The sequence below is a fragment of the Thauera sp. SDU_THAU2 genome (assembly GCF_038260575.1).
GTDB lineage: Bacteria > Pseudomonadota > Gammaproteobacteria > Burkholderiales > Rhodocyclaceae > Thauera.
Genome location: NZ_JBBWUN010000003.1, coordinates 4033997 through 4052201, shown reverse-complemented (window position 1 = coordinate 4052201; position 18205 = coordinate 4033997). Strand labels below are relative to the sequence as shown.

Genomic DNA, 18205 nt, shown 5'->3' with positions numbered 1-18205 from the left:
CAACTCCTTACAGTTGCTTCGGACGCTGGTCGATGACACGGCGTGCCTTGCCGGTCAGCGTGCGCGGAATGGTGTCGAACTCCATCACGTTCACCTTGGTGCTGATGCCGATGATGGTCTTGATGTGCTGCTGCAGCGTGCGGGCGATGGTCTCGACGTCGTTGCGGCTGAGCTTGCCCGACAGCTCGCGCTGGACTTCGCAGCGGATCTCGACGTTGTCGAGGTGGCCGTCGCGGCTCAGCACGATCTGGTAGTTGCCCGACAGGCGCGGGTCGCGCAGGATCTGCTCCTCGATCTGGGTCGGGAACACGTTCACGCCGCGCACGATCAGCATGTCGTCCGAACGCCCGGTGATCTTGCCGATGCGGCGGAAAGAGCGCGCGGTCGGCGGCAGCAGGCGGGTGAGGTCGCGGGTGCGGTAGCGGATGACCGGGAAGGCTTCCTTGGTCAGCGAGGTGAACACCAGCTCGCCTTCCTCGCCGTCCGGCAGTACCTCGCCGGTCTCGGGGTCGATGATCTCGGGGTAGAAGTGGTCTTCCCAGATCACCGGGCCGTCCTTGGTCTCGATGCACTCGCAGGCCACGCCCGGGCCCATGACTTCGGTGAGGCCGTAGATGTCGATGGCGTCGATGCCGAGCTTGCGCTCGATCTCGGCGCGCATGCCTTCGCCCCAGGGTTCGGCGCCGAAGATGCCGACCTTCAGCGAGATGTCTTCGGGGGCGATGTTCAGGCGCTCGAACTCCTCGGCGATCACCAGCGAGTAGGACGGCGTGACCATGATCGCGTCGGGACGGAAGTCGAGGATCTGCTGCACCTGCTTCTCGGTCTGGCCGCCGGACATCGGCACCGCGGTGCAGCCGGCGCGCTCGATGCCGTAGTGGGCGCCGAGGCCGCCGGTGAACATGCCGTAGCCGTAGGCGTTATGCACCATGTCGCCGGCGCGCACGCCGGCGGCGCGCAGTGAGCGGGCGATCAGGTCGGCCCAGTTGTCGATGTCCTTGCTGGTGTAGCCGACCACCACCGACTTGCCGGTGGTGCCGCTCGAGGCGTGCAGGCGGGCGACCTTGTCGCGCGGCACGGCGAACAGGCCGAAGGGGTAGTTGTCGCGCAGGTCGGTCTTGACGGTGAAGGGGAATTTGGCGAGATCCTGCAGCGACTTCAGGTCGTCGGGATGCACGCCGGCTTCCTCGCACTTGCGGCGGTAGGGCTCGACGTTGTCGTAGGTGTGGCGCACCGACCATTGCAGGCGCTGCAGCTGCAGCGCGGAAATCTCGTCGCGGCTGGCGCTTTCGATCGGCTCGAGGTCGCCGGGGCTGGGGCTCTTCACGGGCATGGTGTTCTCTCCTCTCGTTCTCTCTTCTGGGGTGGCCGGGTTCAGGCCTGCTGTTCGCCGGGGATGACCTCGCCGGCGATGCGGTAGCTCTTGCCGCGGAATAGGGCGACGATGCCGCCGGCGCTGTTGCGCACGGTGATGTCATAGACGCCGGTGCGGCCCGACAGCGAGCGCTCCACCGCTTCGGCGCTCAGGGTGTCGCCTTCCTTGCCGGGGGCGACGAAGTCGATGCTGCAGCCCGAGGCCACGGTGCTGCGGTTGTAGGCGTTGCAGGCGTAGGCGAAGGCGGTGTCGGCGAGCGTGAAGATCAGGCCGCCGTGGCAGATGTGGTGGCCGTTCACCATGTCGCTGCGCACCGGCATGCTCAAGGTGGCGCGGCCGGGGGCGACGCTGTCGATGCGCATGCCGAGCGCCTGGGCGGCGCGGTCGCGCGACCACATTGCGGCGGCGACGGCTTCGGCGAGCGTCTGCGGATCGGTGGGGAGGGGGCGGGTTTCAGTCATGGATGTTCTTCCCGGCAAAAACGTGTTGCTGGATCAGCGGCGAGACGCGGTAGCGGTCTTCGCCGTAGAAGCAGGCGAGGTTGGCGAGCACGTCGCGGATCGCCGGCAGGCCGACGCGGTCGGCCCATTCGAGCGGCCCGCGCGGGTAATTGACGCCGAGCCGCATCGCCGCGTCGGCGCCGCGTGCGTCGCAGACGCCCTGGTTCACCGCGTCGGCGGCTTCGTTGGCGAGCATGGCGACGGTGCGCATCACCATCAGGCCGGGGATGTCGTTCAGGCGCGAGACGGCGAAGCCGGCCGCCTGCAGCAGGCCGATGGCGGCGCCGATGGCCGGCGCCCAGGCATTGATCGCCGCGCCGACGGCGATGCGCGAGGCGCTGCCGTAGTCGATGGCAAGGTCGATCAGCACCACGTTGGCGATGCCCAGCTCGGCTGCGCGCTGGGTGGCGCTGCGGCCGTCGGTGACGTACAGCACCGCGCCGCCGGCTTCGGCAATGCGGCCGTCCGCGCCCTCGTTGCCTTCGCTCCAGCGGCAGGCGACGCCGCGCTCGAACAGGCGGTCGGCCAGCGCGTGGGCGGCGGCCGACTGGCCGTGCAGCACGATGTCCGCCGGTGTGCTCTGCGCCACCGCTTCCTTCGGCGCGGGGCGGGTGGCGCCGTCGCGGTAGTCGAAGAAGCCGCGGCCGCTCTTGCGGCCGAAGAAGCCGGCATCGACCAGCTCCTGCTGGATCAGCGAGGGGGTGAAGCGCGGGTCGTTGTAGAAGGCGTTCCAGACCGAGCGGGTGACGGCGAAATTGACGTCGTGGCCGATCATGTCCATCAGCTCGAACGGCCCCATGCGGAAGCCGCCGCAGTCGCGCATCAGCGCATCGAGGGTGGCACAGTCGGCGCCGCCTTCGTTGAGCACGCGCAGCGCTTCGGCGTAGTAGGGGCGGGCGACGCGGTTGACGATGAAGCCCGGCGTCGAGCGCGCATGCACCGGTGTCTTGCCCCAGGCCGCAGCGGTGGCGAACAAGGTGTCGGCGACGGCCTTGTCGGTGGCGAGGCCGGAGACGATCTCGACCAGCGCCATCAGCGGCGCGGGGTTGAAGAAGTGCAGGCCGGCGAGGCGCTCGGGGCGGCGCAGCGTCGCGCCGATCGAGGTCACCGAGATCGACGAGGTGTTGGTGCCGAAGATGCAGTCGTCGCCGACGATGCCTTCCAGCTCGCGGTACAGCGTGCGCTTGGCGTCGAGGTTCTCGACGATGGCCTCGACCACCAGCGCGGCATCGGCCAGATCGCCGAGGCCGGCGGCGGCGACCAGGCGCCGGCCGGCGGCTTCGGCGGCTTCGGCCGTCATGCGGCCCTTGTCGGCGAGCTTGCGGTACTGCGCGCGGATGCCGTCGATGGCCGCGGCGGCGGCGCCTTCGCGCGCATCGACGAGCCTGACGAGGTGGCCGGCGGCAGCCGCCACCTGGGCGATGCCGGCGCCCATCGCGCCGGCGCCGACCACTGCGACGACGGCCGAGGGAGCGAGCGGCACGGCGCGCGGCGGAGTGTGCTGGGTGTCGCTCACGCTCATTCTCCGGTGAAGCGCGGTGCGCGCTTTTCCATGAAGGCGGCGACGCCTTCGGCGTAGTCGCGGCTCCAGCCGAGCTCACGCATGAAGCCGCCTTCGAAGGACAGCTGCTGTTCCAGCGTATGGCCCGGCGCGGCGTGCATGGCCTGGCGGGTGCGCACCAGCGCCTTGGTCGGCATCGCGGCCAGCTGCGCGGCCACGGCATCGACCCTGGCGGCGAACTCGGCGTCGTCGTAGGCGGCCCAGATCAGGCCCCAGTCGGCGGCCTTGTCGGCGGGCAGCTTGTCGGCGAGCAGGGCCAGGCCCATCGCCCGCGCCATGCCGACGCGCTGCGGCAGCAACCAGGTGCCGCCGGTGTCGGGCACCAGGCCGATCTTGCTGAAGGCCTGCAGGAAGGAGGCCGAGCGCGCTGCCAGCACCAGGTCGCAGGCCAGCGCGACGCTGGCGCCGGCGCCGGCGGCGATGCCGTTGACCGCGGCGATGGTCGGCACGCGCAAGTTCTGCAGGCGCAGCACCAGCGGCTTGTAGTTGCGTTCGACGACGTTGCCGATGTCCGGCAGGCGGCCGTCGGGCAGCGCCGCCATGTCGGGGTCGGCCAGGTCCTGGCCGGCGCAGAAGGCGCGGCCGGCGCCGCTCAGCACCAGCACGCGCACCGAGGCATCGGCCTGGATGGTATCGAGCGCATGGCGCAGCTCGGCGTGCATCTCGCCGGTGAAGCTGTTGAGCTTGTCCGGGCGGTTCAGCGTCAGGCGGGCGATGCCGTTGTCGACGCCGAAGAGGATGTTGTTGTATTCCATCGCTCCCCCTCAGGCGTGATAACGGCGCTGGACGACGCGGAAGCGGTTGGCGACGAAGGCCGAATCCGAGTACGAGGCGTTGGCCGCCGGGTTGCCGCCGGTGCCGTGGTAGTCGGAGAAGGCCGCCGACTGGTTCCACGAACACGCCGCCGGTGAGGTTGATCGACAGCGCGACCTTGCTGCGCCAGGTGGCTTCGGTCATGGCGTCGATGACCTCCTGGCGGGTCGAGTAGAGGCCGACGGTGAGCGCGCCGTGGGTGCTGACGACGCGCTCGGACAGCGCGATCGCGGCGGCGGTGTCGGTGGTCTTGACGATGAAGCTGATCGGGCCGAAACGCTCTTCCATGTAGGCCTTCTCGTCGCCGGCGTCGCAGGCCAGCAGCACCGGCGTGCGCACGATGGCGGCGGGGAAGTCGGGGTTGTCGAGGCGCTGCGAGCTCAGCACGACGCGGCCGAGCTCGCCGCCGTTGGCGATGTCGATGCGTTCGGCGGTGGCGCTGGACTGGATCGCGCCGAGCACGGCATGGGCGACTTCGGGCTTGGACAGGAAGCGTTCGACCGCCTTCGCCAGGTCGGCGCAGACCTCGTCGTAGCTCTTGTGGCCTTCGTCGGTGTCGATGCCGCCGGCCGGCACGAAGATCGCCTGCGAGGTGGTGCACATCTGGCCGGAGTACAGCGACAGCGTGAAGGCGAGGTTGCCCAGCATCGCCTTGTAGGCGTCGGTCGAGTCGATGACGATGTTGTTGACGCCGGCCAGCTCGGCATAGACCTGGGCCTGGCGGCAGTTGTCGATCAGCCACTGGCCGAAGACGTTGCTGCCGGTGAAGTCGATCGACTTCACCGCCGGGTGGGTGGCGAGCGCCTGGGTGGCGCTGCGCTGCGGCGCGACGCAGAGCGTGACCAGGTTGGGGTCGATGCCGTTCTCGGCCAGCACGGCGCGGATCGTGCGCACGGTGATCGCCGCCGGCAGGATGGCGTTGCTGTGCGGCTTGACGATGACGGCGTTGCCGGTGGCGAGCGCAGCGAACAGGCCGGGGTAGGTGTTCCAGGTCGGGAAGGTGCCGCAGCCGATCACCAGGCCGACACCGCGGCCGACGATCTGGTAATGCTTCTTCATGACCAGCGGCGGGTTCTTGCCCTGCGGCTTTTCCCAGCTGGTCTCGGCCGGCACGAAGCTCTGCTCGCGCCAGGCGTAGGCGACGGCTTCGAGGCCGCGGTCCTGGGCGTGCGGGCCGCCGGCCTGGAAGGCCATCATCCAGCCCTGGCCGGTGGTCATCATCACCGCGTGGGCGATCTCGAAGCTCTGCGCGTTGAGGCGGGCGAGGATTTCCAGACAGATGCCGGTACGGCCGTCGGCACCGACGGCCTGCCAGCCCTTCATCGCTTCGGTGCCGGCGGCGATCAGTGCCTCGGGTTCTACACCCGGGTAGCTGACGCCGAGCTCGGTGCCGTAGGGCGAGGCTTCGCTGCCGAGCACGCCGGTCTGGCCGGGCTGGCCCAGTTCGAAGGTCTTGCCCAGGTGGGCCTCGAAAGCACGCTTGCCGTCGTCGGGCGCGGTTTCGCCGTACAGCTTCGGGCTGGGCATTTCGGGGAAGGGCGTCCAGTAGCCGCGCGTCGCGATCGCGTTCAGCGCGCCATCGAGGGTGGCTTGGTGCTTTTCAAGAAGGGGGTGGCTCATGCGTCTCTCTCCGGGAAGGCTGTTCTGTGGATAAACGATACAAATGAGATCATTGATGGTCAAGAACTAGTATCGTGGAAAGCCATGAGTTGCGGCGTTGTTTCTTCTATACGAAATCAGTTACACGAATCAAAATATGTTGTAAAACAATGCATTGATCGTTTTATTTTTGAGCATGAAGAAATCAAACGTCATTTATAGAAGTTTTGTATAGCTCTGCTATGAGCTTGTTGTGATACTGAAAAAGAAAATATAGTGTGTTTTGTGTATCGTTTTTGCTGGGCGACCTGCCCGTCGGTGTGGCCGAGTGTCTGCGCCGGCCTGCGGGCTGCCCTGCAGCACATGCCGGAAGGAGGGGGCCATGAAGGAATGGGATGCAGTGGCCGGGCAGGGCGCCGGCAGGGAGTCGGCCGCAAGGGTGCCGGCTATGCGCAAGGCACTGAAAGCGCTAGACTTCGCGGCCGTCATAAATGCCGGCACAGCGCTCCCTACCGTGTTCAGTCCTCTGCAACTGCTGATCGATGATTTCCGTCGTCAAGACCGTGTGCACGCGGGCTCCCTGATCATCTCGGTATTCGGCGATGCGGTCGTGCCGCGCGGCGGCCGCATCTGGCTGGGGAGCCTGATCCGCCTGCTCGAGCCGCTCGGGCTCAACGAGCGGCTGGTGCGGACCGCGGTGTTCCGCCTCGTGCGCGACGAATGGCTGGCGAGCGCGCGCTCCGGCAGGCGCACCGACTACCTGCTGACGCCCACCGGCGAGCAGCGCATCGACGAAGCCTCGCGCCTGATCTACGCCGCCGCGACGCCGCAGTGGGACCGCCGCTGGCGCCTGATCGTCACCGTCGGCGAACTGCCGGCGAAGGACCGCGAGCGTCTGCGCAAGGCGCTGCTCTGGCACGGCTTCGGTTCGCTCAGCAACGACTGCTTCGTGCATCCCGGCGTCGACCTGATCGCCGTCTTCGACGCGCTGGCAGCCGAAGGCCTGGGCGGCCTGCTCGACCGCCTGAAGCCGCTGGTGGCGGCCGATGCCACGCTCGGCGCTGCCGCCAGCGACGCGGCGATGGTGCGTTCGGCCTGGGACCTGGCGCATCTGGCGGACTTGTACCGTGCTTTCGTCGCGCGCTACCAGCCCGCCCTCGGTGCGCTGCGCGACGGCGGCTTCGAACTTGCCGACGAAACCGCCTTCCTGTTGCGCGTGCTGCTGATCCACGACTACCGCCGCCTGCTGCTGCGCGATCCGGCGCTGCCCGACGTGCTGCTGCCGGCCGACTGGCCGGGACAGAAGGCCCGCCTGCTGTGCCGTGAACTCTATCGCCGCCTGCTGGCCGCTTCCGAGCGCCATCTCGACGCCTGCTTCCAGTTGGCCGACGGCACGGTGCCCGAAGCCTCGGCGCGGCTGCACGAGCGCTTCCGCGACGCCGATCTGCTCGCGCTGCCGGTCTGAGCACCGGCGGCGGTCCGTAGGATGCCCGGTCGTACGGTGCTTCCTGCCTTACCTCCGCTCATGTGGCGTCCGATATGCACTACGCCTGTTGCACGCGCCGTTGCACGTCGTCCCCGGCCCTTTCAACTGTCGCGTTTCTTGGCTTCGACCAGCGGCACGACGTCCGGCATCTCGATGCGCTTGCGGTCGGCTTCGACCGCCGTCAGCGGCGTCGTCTCGTACAGGCTCTGCAGGCAGCGGCGCGTCGGATCCTGGTAGGTGCCGGTGCCTTCGGTCTTCCAGCGGATTTCCTCTTCGCTCAGCGGGCGGATGATCTTGGCCGGCACGCCGGCGACCAGCACGCGCGGCGGAATCTCGATGCCGGTCTTGATGAAGGCCGAGGCGGCGACGATGGATGCCTCGCCGATCACGACCTTATCCATGATCACCGCGTTCATGCCGATCAAGGCGTTGCGGCCGACGCGGCAGCCGTGCAGCACCGCGCCGTGGCCGATGTGGCCGTCTTCCTCCACCACCGTGTCGGTGCCCGGAAAACCGTGCATGACACAGGTGTCCTGCAGGTTCGAGCCGCGCTCGAGGATCAGGCGGCCGAAGTCGCCGCGCAGGCTGGCGCAGGGGCCGACATAGCAGCCGGGGCCGACGATGACGTCGCCGATCAGCACCGCCGAAGGGTGCACGTAGGCGCTCGGATCGACCACCGGGACGATGCCGTCGATGGCGTAAACCTTCAGTTCGGGCTTGATCACGCGTACTCTCCTGTTTTGTCGTTACATATAAATAAACGATTTCTTCAATAAGGAACAGCTCCGATGAACATGGCGAACGACGAACTGGAAGGCAAGCACGGGGTTCAATCGCTCGAAGTGGGCATGAGCATCCTGCGCGCAATGGCCACCGGCCGGCGCTCGATGATGCTGAAGGACATCGCCCAGGCGGCCGGCATGCCGCCGTCCAAGGCCCACCGCTACCTCGTCAGCCTGATCCGCAGCGGCCTGGTCGAGCAGGACCGGCTGACCTCGCGCTACGACCTCGGTCCCTTCGCACTGAACCTCGGCCTGGTCGCGCTCGACCGCGTGGATCGCATCCGCCTCGGCCTGATGGCGATCAACGACTTGCGCGACGCCACCAACGAGACCGTGGCGCTGTCGGTGTGGAGCGACGGCGGCCCGGTGGTGGTGCGCTGGGAGCGCCCGCGCCGACCGATCACCGTCAACGTCGTCACCGGCACCCACCTGAGCCTGCTGCGCTCGGCGGGCGGGCGGGTGTTCGCGGCCTGGCTGCCCGAGCGCCAGACCGAGGCGTTGATCGCACGCGAGCTCGACAGCGGCAAGGCGCCGGCCGGCGTCGCCAGCATGGACGATGCGCGCGCGCTGCTGGCGCAGGTGCGCGAGGCGGGCATGGCCGTCATCACCGGCGACTACTTCGCGCGCGGCGTCGAAGCCGCGGCCGCGCCGGTGTTCAACTTCAACAACGAGATCACGATGGCGATCGCGATGGTCGGCGTCGAGGGATCGATGGACCTGGCGCCCGACGGTGCCACGCTGCTTGCGCTGCGGAGCGCTGCTGCCGACCTGTCGCGCCGCCTCGGCGCCACGCCGGCACCGGACTGAAACTGGCCCGGACGCCCCGCGAACCGTCCCTCCGCCGGTTTCGCTCGCCCCGATGCCGGGCCCCGTGCCGGCCGTCTCCACCCCCGGCCCGTTCGTCACGAGGGGCCCGGGAAGCAGGCGTGCAGGCTTCACGCCATTGCCCGTGCGCGGTCCGGCGCACGGCTTTTCCCATTCCCCGGTGATGGCGTGCGCGCCACATCTCCCAAGCGATACAAAATTTCAGCTTGACGCGGCGTTTTGTATCATTTCTAATAAACGAAATCTCTTCCGTTATTCAGAATTTTTCGGATTCCATCGGTATCCGTGCTGAGGAGCGGACGAGGTGTGCCGTCGAGCCTTGCAGACGAGGCCGCGGAGCCGCCGGATAACGGCTGGCCGATCAGATCAACAACGGAGGAGAAGCCATGAAACTGCGTCACACCCTGCTGGCCGCCATCGGCCTCGCATTCGCCGCTACTGCCGCCCAGGCCGAGATCAAGGTCGGCGTCGTGCTGTCGGCGACCGGCCCCGCGGCCTCGCTCGGCATTCCCGAGCGCAACACCGTGTCGCTGCTGCCGACCACCATCGGCGGCGAGACGGTGCGCTACATCGTGCTGGACGACGCGTCCGACACCACCACCGCGGTCAAGAACACCCGCAAGCTGGTGGCCGAGGACAAGGTCGACGTGCTGATCGGCTCCACCACCAGCCCCCCGTCGCTGGCGATGGTCGACGTCGCCGCGGAGACCAAGACGCCGATGATCTCGATGGCGGCTTCGGCCCGCATCGTCGCGCCGATGGACGACAAGAAGTACTGGGTGTTCAAGACGCCGCAGAACGACCGCCAGATGGCGTCGGCGATCATCGAGCACATGGCCGCCAACAACGTCAAGTCGGTGGCCTTCATCGGCTTCGCCAACGCCTACGGCGAAGGCTGGTACGAGCAGTTCAAGCAGCTCGCCGACGAAGCCGGCATCAAGATCGCCGCCAACGAGCGCTTCAACCCGGCCGATACTTCGGTCACCGGCCAGGCGCTGAAGCTGATGTCGGCCAAGGCCGACGCGGTGTTCATCGCCGGTTCGGGCACGCCCGCGGCGCTGCCGCAGAAGACGCTGCGCGAGCGCGGCTACAAGGGCCCGATCTACCAGACCCACGGCGTCGCCAACAACGACTTCCTGCGCATCTGTGGCAAGGACTGCGAAGGCACGCTGCTGCCGGTCGGCCCGGTGCAGATGGCGCGCAGCCTGCCCGACGACAATCCGGTGAAGGCGACCGCGCTGGCCTACGTCGAGAAGTACGAGGCTGCCCACGGCGCCGGTTCGGTGTCGAGTTTCGGTGCCTATGCCTGGGATGCCGGCGTGCTGCTGGAAGCCGCCGTGCCGGAAGCGCTGAAGACCGCCAAGCCGGGCACTGCCGAGTTCCGTGCCGCGCTGCGCGATGCGCTCGAGAACGTCAAGGAAGTGGCGGGCGCCACCGGCATCTTCACCATGAGCGCCGACGACCACCTCGGCCTGGACGAGCGTTCGCGGGTCATGATCGAGATCCGCAACGGCACCTGGTCGCTGCTCAAGTAAGTCGGCAGCACTCCATAGAACGGGTGCGTCCGCTGCGGGCGCACCCGTCCATGCCGCACGGCCGGCATGGCTTTCCCCCTTCCGGCTGGCGTCGTCCGACGGCCAGTGGAGACGACCCATGGATATGTCAATTGCACTGATACTGGGCCAGGACGGCATCACCAACGGCGCCATCTACGCGCTGCTGGCGCTGGCCCTGGTGCTGGTGTTCGCGGTCACGCGGGTGATCTTCATCCAGCAAGGCGAGTTCGTCGCCTACGGCGCGCTGACGCTGGCGATGATGCAGGGCGGCGGCATGCCGGCCACGCTGTGGCTGCTGCTGGTGATGGGGGTGCTCGTCACCCTGTTCGACTGTACTGCCGCACTCCGTGCGGGCCAGACGCGCAAGGCGCTCGGCGTCGCGGGCTGGAACCTGATTTATCCGCTGGTGCTGATGGGCCTGTTCGCCGCAGTGCCGGTCGATGCGTTGCCGCTGTTCGTCCATGTCGTGCTGACGCTGGCGATCGTGGTGCCGATGGGGCCGATGATGTACCGCCTGATGTACCAGCCGATCGCCTCGGCGCCGGTGCTGATCCTGCTGATCGTGTCGGTGGCGCTGCACATCGCCATGGTCGGGCTGGGGCTGCTGTTCTTCGGTGCCGAAGGCCATCGGACGCCGTCCTTCAGTGATGCCAGCTTCGAGCTCGGTTCGCTGATGGTGAGCGGCCAGACGCTGTGGGTGCTGGTGGTGTCGGCATTGCTGATCGTCGCGCTGTACCAGTTCTTCGAGCGCACGCTGTACGGCAAGGCCTTGCGCGCGACTGCGATCAACCGCGTCGGCGCCCAGTTGATGGGCATCTCGCCGGCGCTCGCGGGCAAGCTCACCTTCCTGCTGGCGGCCTTCATCGGCGCGCTGTCCGGCGTGCTGATCGCGCCGATCACCACGATCTACTACGACACCGGCTTCCTGATCGCCCTGAAGGGCTTCGTCGCCGCGATCATCGGCGGTCTGGCGAGCTACCCGCTGGCGGCGCTGGGTGCGCTGGTGGTGGGCCTGCTCGAAGCCTTCGCCTCGTTCTGGGCCAGCGCCTACAAGGAAGTCATCGTCTTTACCCTGATCATTCCCGTGCTGCTGTGGCGGTCGCTGAGCACGCGCCACGTGGAGGAAGAAGAATGAGAGCCGACCGCTTGCTGCTGGGGGGCTTCCTGGTCCTGCTGCTGGTGCTGCCAGCCGTGCTGTCCCCCTACTACATCACGCTGCTGAACTACATCGGGCTGTATGCGATGGTGGCGCTCGGGCTGGTGCTGCTGACCGGCGTCGGCGGCCTGACCAGCTTCGGCCAGGCGGCCTTCGTCGGCCTCGGCGCCTACACCACCGCGGCGCTGACCACGGCCACCGAGCTGCCGGGCTGGCTGGCCTGGGTGGGCGCATCGCCGTGGCTGACGCTGGTCGCCGGCCTGGTCATCACCGCCACCGTGGCGCTGATCCTGGGTTCGCTGACGCTGAAGCTGTCGGGCCACTTCCTGCCGCTGGGCACGATCGCCTGGGGCATCAGCCTGTACTTCCTGTTCGGCACCATGCAGAGCCTGGGCGGCCACACCGGCATCACCGGCATTCCGCCGATCGAGCTGTTCGGCTGGAAGCTGGACGAGGGCGGCGAGATCTACTACCTGATCTGGGCCTTCCTGCTGGTGGCGATGCTGACCACGCACAACCTGCTCGACTCGCGCGAAGGCCGTGCCATCCGCGCGCTGAAAGGCGGGCGGGTGATGGCCGAGGCGATGGGGGTGGATACCTCGCGTGCGCGCATGATCATCTTCGTCATCGCCGCGCTGCACGCCTGCGCCGCGGGCTGGCTGTACGCGCACATGCAGCGCTTCGTCAATCCGACGCCGTTCGGCGTGCATATCGGCATCGAGTACCTGTTCATGGCGGTCATCGGCGGCGCCGGCTATGTCTGGGGCGCGATCGTCGGTGCGGGCGTCATCACCGTGCTCAAGCAGTGGCTGCAGGACTGGCTGCCGCAACTGCTCGGCGCCAACGGCAACTTCGAGATGATCGTGTTCGGCATCCTGATGGTGCTGGTGCTGCACCGTGCCCGCGAGGGCCTGTGGCCGATCCTGAAGAAGCTGGTGCCGCTGCCGGTGGTGAACAAGAAGATCGACGAGGCGGCCGAGACGCTGCCGCGCCGCACGCTGCCGAAGGCGGGCGAACCGATCCTGGTGGCGAAGAACGTCACGCGCAAGTTCGGCGGCCTGGTGGCGAACAACGACATGAGCCTGGAAGTGCGCGCCGGCGAGATCCTCGCCCTGATCGGGCCGAACGGCGCCGGCAAGAGCACGATGTTCAACCAGATCTCGGGCGTCGATACGCCGACCTCGGGCGAGGTGCTGTTCCTCGGCAAGCCGGTGGCCGGCCACGATTCGCGCGAGATCGCCCGCATGGGCATGAGCCGCACCTTCCAGCACGTCAAGCTGCTGCCGACGATGACGGTGCTCGAGAACGTCGCCATCGGCGCCCACCTGCGCAGCGGCAAGGGCGTGCTCAGCGCGGCCTGGCGCATGGACCGCGCCGAGGAGGCGCGCATCCTGAAGGAAGCGGCCTGGCAGATCGAGCGCGTCGGCCTCAAGGACTTCATGTACGAAGAGGCGGGCAGCCTCGCGCTCGGCCAGCAGCGCATCCTGGAAATCGCCCGCGCGCTGTGCGCCGACCCCTGCCTGCTGCTGCTCGACGAGCCCGCCGCCGGCCTGCGCCTGAAGGAGAAGCAGGCGCTCGGCGATCTGCTGCGCAAGCTGCGCGCCGAAGGCATGGCGACGCTGATCGTCGAACACGACATGGACTTCGTCATGGGCCTGGTCGATCGCGTGGTGGTGATGGAGTTCGGCCAGAAGATCGCCGAAGGCCTGCCCGACGAGATCCAGAAGAACCCGGCGGTGCTCGAAGCCTATCTGGGAGGTGTGGAATGAGCGCAGGCCAGAGGAGCGAAACGATGGCGGACAGCGTACACAGCAATGCCGGTGCGGCGAAGCCGGTGCTGGAGGTCAAGGATCTCTGTGTGTCCTACGGCAAGGTCGAGGCGCTGACCAATGCCAGCCTGACCGTCGGCGAAGGCCAGATCGTCACCGTGATCGGCCCCAACGGCGCCGGCAAGACGACGATGCTGTCGGCGATCATGGGCGTGCTCGGCTCGAAGGGCAAGGTCGAGTTCGATGGCACGCTGGAAGTCGTGCCCGAAGTCGAGCGCATGGTCGCGCGCGGCATGAACCTGGTGCCCGAGAAGCGAGAACTGTTCGGCGAGATGAGCGTCGAGGACAACCTCGTGCTCGGCGCTTTCCAGCGCTACCGCATGGGCAAGCGCGACCACGGACAGACGCTGGAAGAGGTCTATGCGCTGTTCCCGCGCCTGAAGGAGCGCCGCGACCAGGCCGCCGGCACGATGTCCGGCGGCGAGCGCCAGATGCTGGCGGTGGGCCGCGCGCTGATGGCCAAGCCCAAGCTGCTGATGCTCGACGAGCCCAGCCTGGGGCTGGCGCCGCTGATCGTGCGCGAGATCTTCCGCATCATCGCCGAGCTGCGCCGGCGCGGCGTGTCGATCCTGCTGGTCGAGCAGAACGCACGCGCGGCGCTGCAGGTTGCCGACTACGCCTACGTGCTCGAGACCGGGCAGGTGGCGATGGAAGGGCCGGCGCACCTGCTGGCCGACGATCCGCGGGTCATCGAAGCCTATCTGGGCTTCGGCAAGCACCAGGACATGCTGGCGACCTGAGCGCCGGGCAAGGAGATTCCGATGGAAGCGATGCGCATATTGATGGATGAACACCAGTCGCTGGCGGCGATCATCCACGCCATCCGGTACATGATCAAGGAGATCGGCGAAGGCCGGCTCGAGCCGGATCACAAGCTGCTGAAGGCGATGGTCGAATACCTCGACGCCTACCCCGAGAAGCGCCACCACCCGAAGGAAGACGAATTCCTCTTCGGGCCGCTGAGGGCGCGCACCGAGGAGGGCGCCGAAGTGCTGGCCCACCTGGAGCGGGAGCACGCCGAAGCCGACGCCCGCATCAAGACGCTGGAAGCCGCGCTGGCGCGCTACCAGGCGGGTGAATCCTGTGGCTTCGAGGCCTTCAGCGAGGCCTTCGACGCCTATGCCGAGTTCTACCGGCTGCACATGATGACCGAGGAGCGCGAGGTCATTCCGCTGCTGATCAAGTACCTCACGCCCGAAGACTGGGCGCGCGCCGATGCCGGCTTCGCCGCCAACCGCGACCCGATGGGCGGCACCCGCAACGCCGGCGGGCAGGAGGACTTCGCCCGCATCTTCTCCAAGCTCGTCGCCGCTGCGCCGGCGCCGATCGGCCTGGGCGCGGGGCCGTACAAGGACGACTGAGGCCCGTCTGACCTCCTGCCGGAAACACCCGGCAAAAATTTTGGTTTGCATACAAACTTTCTGGCTACTAGAATTGTTTGCATGCAAACCGTTTCGTCTTCGTCCGAGTCTTCGCCGCTTGCCGACCCGCCGCGCACGTCCGTGCGCTTCGCCAGCCAGGTCGGCTTCATCTACCGCCAATGGCGCAAGGTGCTGAACCGGCGCCTCAAGGCCCACGGCCTCACCGACGCCAGTTGGGCGCCGCTGCTCGCGCTGTCCAAGGCCGGCCGGCCGATGCGGCAGAAGGAACTGGCCGATCACCTGTTCCTCGACACCTCGTCGATGGTCCGCATCCTCAACCAGTTGCGCGAAGCGGCGCTGGTCGACTGGGCGGCCGATCCCGAGGATCGCCGCGCCAAGTTGATTGCGCTGACGGCAAGTGGGTGGGAACAGGTCAGGGCGATCGAAGGCGCGTCCCGCAGCCTCGAAGCCGAGGTCTTGCACGGCATCGCCGCGGAGGACGTCGCCACGACCCGTGCAGTGCTCGCCCGCATCGCCGAGCGCATCGGGGAGATCGAATTCGGCGCACGGTGCGAACGCAGCGAGGAGGGTGCCGGCAAAGCGGGCGACAGCGGCTGAAACGGCCGCCGCGTCCACTTTCCCTGGCTTCCCTTTCCCGCCTCCGAGGAGCTTCGGCTCAAATGCGCCTTCCTTCCCCTCCTTCGTTCGAGACGCTCACCGAGCGCCATGGCGAGCGCTACAAGTGGATGCTGCTGATCGTCGTCGGCATCGGCACCGTGGCCGGCGTGCTCTCCACTTCCAGCTTCAACGTCGCGATCAACGCGCTTGCACAGGACTTCGGCCTCGGCCAGGAGCGCGTGCAGTGGGCGATGACCGGCTTCATGGCGGCGATGACGCTGTCGATGTTGCCCGCGCCCTGGCTGCTCGACCGCATCGGCTTTCGCAAGCTCTTCATGTCCGCGCTGATCCTGCTGGTGCTGAGCAGCATCGCCGGCAGCCTGGCCACCAGCTTCCCGATGGTGGTCGCCGCACGCGTGCTGCAGGGCTGCGCCACCGGCGTACTCCAGCCCTTGAGCGCGCTGGTGATCCTGCGGCTGTTTCCGCCTCATCTGCAGGGCCAGGCCTCCGGCCTGCTGATGCTGGGCCTCGGGCTCACGCCTGCGGTGGCGCCGGCCTTCGGCGGCGTGCTGATCGACCGCTTCGGCTGGGAGTCGATCTTCTACCTGAACCTGCCCTTCGGCCTGCTGGCGCTGCTGGCCGGTATCTTCCTGCTGCCTTCGCCGCGCGAGATCAGGCGGCATCCGTTCGACTGGCTGGGCGCGGGCCTGCTGTCGGGGGCCACGCTGGCGATGGTCGAAGGCATCGCCAGCCTGCAGCACAGCGGCCTCGTTTCGGTGTGGACGCTGGGCAGCTTCCTGCTCGCCGCCGTGCTCGTCGTCGGCTTCGTGCTGCACGCCCGGCGCGCCCGGCAGCCGATCATCAGTCCGGACATCTTCCGCTCGCGCACCTTCTCGATGGGCACGCTGGTGTCCTTCACCTACGGCTTCGGCCTGTTCGGCTCGACCTACCTGATCCCGGTGTTCCTGCAGCACGCGCTGGGCTACACCGCGACGGCGGCCGGCAGCGTGCTGATTCCGGGCGGCATCGCGCTGATCCTGTCGACACCGGTCGCCGGCCGGATGGTTGACAGGTACTCGCCGCAGCAGGTGACGATCTGGGGGCTGGTGCTGTTCGGCCTGTCCTTCTTCATCTTCTTCGCCCTCGGCGGCAAGGTCGATTACACCGAGCTGATCGTCGCCACCGTGCTCGGCCGCATCGGCCTGGGCCTGATCCTGCCGGCGCTCAACCTGGCGACGGTCCGCGACCTGGAGGCGCACCAGCATGCGCAATCCTCGGTCGTGGTCAGCTACGCCCGCCAACTGGGCGGCGTGTTTGGCGTGGCGGTCATCGCGGTGTTCACCGAATGGCGGGTGCAGGCGCTGGCCGCTTTGCCCGACGGCCTGCCGCTCGCCTACGCCCAGGGTTTCCTGCTGATCGGGCTGACGATGCTGGCTTCCGTCTGCGCGGCCTGGTGGATGAAGGGTCGGCCTGCCGCTCAAGCCTGATCACGGCGTGTGCCCGCGCTGCGGCCCGGCGCCCAGCTTCATCGCCCACAGCCACCATGCCGCGCCCAGCAGCGCCAGCAGGCCGCCGACCAGGCCGACGTGCTGCAGCCCGGCATGCGAACTCACCTGGCTGCCGATCAGCGCGCCCGCACCGATGCCGACGTTGAACAGGCCCGAGAACATCGCCATCGCGACGTCGGTGGCATCCTTGGCCAGTTGCAGCACCTTGGCCTGTATCGTCAGCGCCATCGCCACCATCGCCGCACCCCAGACCGAAACCAGCACATACAGCGCCTGGCTGTCGCCGACGGCGGTGGTCAGCAGCAGCAGGCAGCAGGCCAGCACGCCGGTGCTGGCCAGCAGGAAGGCGCGCGGCCAGCGCCGGCTGTAGCGCGAGAACAGCAGGCTGCCGATCAGCCCCATGCCGCCGTAGAGCAGCAGCACCAGCGTGGTGACGTGGGCGTCGAAGCCGCCGAACTGCTGTACGAAGGGTTCGATGTAGCTGTAGGCGGTGAACTGCGCGGAAATCACCACCACGATCAGCACGTACAACGCCACCAGCGCCGGACGGCGGAACAGCAGCGGCAGGCTGGACAGCGAACCGGCGTTGAGGCTGGGCAGCGGCGACAGCAGCCGGGCCAGGATGAGCATCACCACCAGCGCCACGCCGCCGATGGCGAGGAAAGTGGCGCGCCAGCCCAGCAGCCCGCCGATCACGCGCCCGAGCGGAATGCCCAGCACCATCGCCAGCGTGGTGCCGGCGGCGAGCAGGCTCAAGGCCTGCGTCGCCTTGCCTGCCGGCGCGATGCGCACCGCCAGCGACGCGGTGATCGACCAGAACACCGCATGTGCCAGCGCAACGCCGACGCGGCTCGCCATCAGAACCTCGAAGCTCCAGGCGAAGCCCGACAGGACGTGGCTGACGACGAACAGCACGAACACGACGATCAGCAGGCGGCGGCGGTCGATGTTGCGGGTCAGCAGCATGCCCGGCAGCGACACCAGCGTCACCAGCCAGGCATAGATGGTCAGCATCAGGCCGACGTGCTCGACCGGCATGCCGAAGCTGCCGCCGATGTCGCTGAGCAGCCCGACCGGCACGAATTCGGTGGTATTGAACACGAATGCGCCCAGCGCCAGCGCAACCACGCTGAGCCAGCGCTGGCGGTCGGTCAAGGTGGGCGGCGAAGGAGAAGCGGCAGCGGCGTCCGCCGGGGCGGGCGGACGCGGGGAAGCGGGTGCAGGGGGCATGATGCG

At 67.9% G+C, this 18205-nt stretch carries 15 protein-coding genes and 1 pseudogene; 9 read left to right on the top strand and 7 right to left on the bottom strand.

Going from position 1 to position 18205, the window contains the following annotated elements; genetic code table 11:
- Positions 1–7: 7 nt before the first annotated feature.
- From paaK to paaN, 5 genes and pseudogenes are all read right to left on the bottom strand, one after another.
- Positions 8–1333 carry a phenylacetate--CoA ligase PaaK gene (gene paaK / locus AAFL97_RS20630; protein ID WP_341646525.1) on the bottom strand — a complete coding sequence of 442 codons (1326 nt, stop codon included), beginning with the start codon at positions 1331–1333 and terminating at the stop codon, positions 8–10.
- A 41-nt stretch (positions 1334–1374) separates the two neighbouring features.
- The gene (gene paaI / locus AAFL97_RS20625; protein WP_263460268.1) at positions 1375–1836 is read right to left on the bottom strand and encodes a hydroxyphenylacetyl-CoA thioesterase PaaI; all 462 of its coding nucleotides are present in this window, start codon (positions 1834–1836) and stop codon (positions 1375–1377) included.
- Entirely contained in the window at positions 1829–3397 is a 1569-nt protein-coding gene (gene paaH, locus AAFL97_RS20620) for a 3-hydroxyacyl-CoA dehydrogenase PaaH (protein ID WP_341646524.1), read from the bottom strand. Before paaH ends, paaI begins: the two co-directional genes overlap by 8 nt.
- Positions 3394–4191: a 2-(1,2-epoxy-1,2-dihydrophenyl)acetyl-CoA isomerase PaaG gene (paaG, locus tag AAFL97_RS20615; RefSeq protein ID WP_341646523.1), complete on the bottom strand. Its 798-nt coding sequence runs from the start codon at positions 4189–4191 to the stop codon at positions 3394–3396. The genes paaH and paaG overlap by 4 nt, the downstream gene beginning before the upstream one ends.
- A 9-nt stretch (positions 4192–4200) precedes the next feature.
- A pseudogene (gene paaN, locus AAFL97_RS20610) lies at positions 4201–5869 on the bottom strand (phenylacetic acid degradation protein PaaN).
- Positions 5870–6230: 361 nt separating this feature from the next.
- On the opposite strand from paaN, the gene paaX reads away from it, so the two are divergent.
- Positions 6231–7313, top strand: coding sequence for a phenylacetic acid degradation operon negative regulatory protein PaaX (paaX, locus tag AAFL97_RS20605; RefSeq protein ID WP_341646522.1), 1083 nt, complete (start codon positions 6231–6233; stop codon positions 7311–7313).
- A gap of 122 nt (positions 7314–7435) precedes the next feature.
- On the opposite strand, the gene paaY is transcribed toward paaX, so the two are convergent.
- Positions 7436–8059: a phenylacetic acid degradation protein PaaY gene (paaY, locus tag AAFL97_RS20600; protein ID WP_341646521.1), complete on the bottom strand. Its 624-nt coding sequence runs from the start codon at positions 8057–8059 to the stop codon at positions 7436–7438.
- Between the two features lie 63 nt (positions 8060–8122).
- Here paaY and AAFL97_RS20595 point away from each other — a divergent pair, with 63 nt between their 5' ends.
- The 8 genes from AAFL97_RS20595 to AAFL97_RS20560 all read left to right on the top strand — a co-directional run bounded on the left by AAFL97_RS20595 (position 8123) and on the right by AAFL97_RS20560 (position 16948).
- Complete coding sequence (locus AAFL97_RS20595; RefSeq protein ID WP_341646520.1) at positions 8123–8923, top strand: IclR family transcriptional regulator; 801 nt, start codon at positions 8123–8125, stop codon at positions 8921–8923.
- Positions 8924–9327: 404 nt separating this feature from the next.
- Complete coding sequence (locus AAFL97_RS20590) at positions 9328–10476, top strand: ABC transporter substrate-binding protein (RefSeq protein ID WP_341646519.1); 1149 nt, start codon at positions 9328–9330, stop codon at positions 10474–10476.
- Between the two features lie 118 nt (positions 10477–10594).
- Positions 10595–11632, top strand: a complete 1038-nt coding sequence (locus AAFL97_RS20585; RefSeq protein WP_341646518.1) for a branched-chain amino acid ABC transporter permease — start codon at positions 10595–10597, stop codon at positions 11630–11632.
- Positions 11629–13422, top strand: coding sequence for a branched-chain amino acid ABC transporter ATP-binding protein/permease (locus AAFL97_RS20580; RefSeq protein WP_263460277.1), 1794 nt, complete (start codon positions 11629–11631; stop codon positions 13420–13422). Before AAFL97_RS20585 ends, AAFL97_RS20580 begins: the two co-directional genes overlap by 4 nt.
- A gap of 23 nt (positions 13423–13445) precedes the next feature.
- Positions 13446–14222: an ABC transporter ATP-binding protein gene (locus AAFL97_RS20575; protein ID WP_341646517.1), complete on the top strand. Its 777-nt coding sequence runs from the start codon at positions 13446–13448 to the stop codon at positions 14220–14222.
- A gap of 21 nt (positions 14223–14243) precedes the next feature.
- Positions 14244–14843: a hemerythrin domain-containing protein gene (locus AAFL97_RS20570; RefSeq protein ID WP_341646516.1), complete on the top strand. Its 600-nt coding sequence runs from the start codon at positions 14244–14246 to the stop codon at positions 14841–14843.
- An 81-nt stretch (positions 14844–14924) separates the two neighbouring features.
- Complete coding sequence (locus AAFL97_RS20565; protein WP_341646515.1) at positions 14925–15461, top strand: MarR family winged helix-turn-helix transcriptional regulator; 537 nt, start codon at positions 14925–14927, stop codon at positions 15459–15461.
- Positions 15462–15523: 62 nt separating this feature from the next.
- Positions 15524–16948, top strand: coding sequence for a DHA2 family efflux MFS transporter permease subunit (locus AAFL97_RS20560; RefSeq protein WP_341646514.1), 1425 nt, complete (start codon positions 15524–15526; stop codon positions 16946–16948).
- On the opposite strand, the gene AAFL97_RS20555 is transcribed toward AAFL97_RS20560, so the two are convergent.
- A complete protein-coding gene (locus AAFL97_RS20555) occupies positions 16949–18124 on the bottom strand; it encodes a sugar transporter (protein ID WP_341646513.1) in 1176 nt (391 codons plus the stop codon). It abuts the gene before it with no gap.
- Between the last annotated feature and the right edge of the window lie 81 nt (positions 18125–18205).

Excerpts from the sequence above, each read along its gene's own strand:
- paaX (WP_341646522.1), top strand. The coding sequence starts at position 6,231 with ATGAAGGAATGGGATGCAGTGGCCGGGCAGGGCGCCGGCAGGGAGTCG.
- AAFL97_RS20580 (WP_263460277.1), top strand. The coding sequence starts at position 11,629 with ATGAGAGCCGACCGCTTGCTGCTGGGGGGCTTCCTGGTCCTGCTGCTG.
- AAFL97_RS20565 (WP_341646515.1), top strand. The coding sequence starts at position 14,925 with ATGCAAACCGTTTCGTCTTCGTCCGAGTCTTCGCCGCTTGCCGACCCG.
- AAFL97_RS20585 (WP_341646518.1), top strand. The coding sequence starts at position 10,595 with ATGGATATGTCAATTGCACTGATACTGGGCCAGGACGGCATCACCAAC.
- paaK (WP_341646525.1), bottom strand. The coding sequence starts at position 1,333 with ATGCCCGTGAAGAGCCCCAGCCCCGGCGACCTCGAGCCGATCGAAAGC.
- AAFL97_RS20590 (WP_341646519.1), top strand. The coding sequence starts at position 9,328 with ATGAAACTGCGTCACACCCTGCTGGCCGCCATCGGCCTCGCATTCGCC.
- paaI (WP_263460268.1), bottom strand. The coding sequence starts at position 1,836 with ATGACTGAAACCCGCCCCCTCCCCACCGATCCGCAGACGCTCGCCGAA.
- AAFL97_RS20560 (WP_341646514.1), top strand. The coding sequence starts at position 15,524 with ATGCGCCTTCCTTCCCCTCCTTCGTTCGAGACGCTCACCGAGCGCCAT.
- AAFL97_RS20595 (WP_341646520.1), top strand. The coding sequence starts at position 8,123 with ATGAACATGGCGAACGACGAACTGGAAGGCAAGCACGGGGTTCAATCG.
- paaG (WP_341646523.1), bottom strand. The coding sequence starts at position 4,191 with ATGGAATACAACAACATCCTCTTCGGCGTCGACAACGGCATCGCCCGC.
- AAFL97_RS20570 (WP_341646516.1), top strand. The coding sequence starts at position 14,244 with ATGGAAGCGATGCGCATATTGATGGATGAACACCAGTCGCTGGCGGCG.
- paaH (WP_341646524.1), bottom strand. The coding sequence starts at position 3,397 with ATGAGCGTGAGCGACACCCAGCACACTCCGCCGCGCGCCGTGCCGCTC.
- AAFL97_RS20575 (WP_341646517.1), top strand. The coding sequence starts at position 13,446 with ATGGCGGACAGCGTACACAGCAATGCCGGTGCGGCGAAGCCGGTGCTG.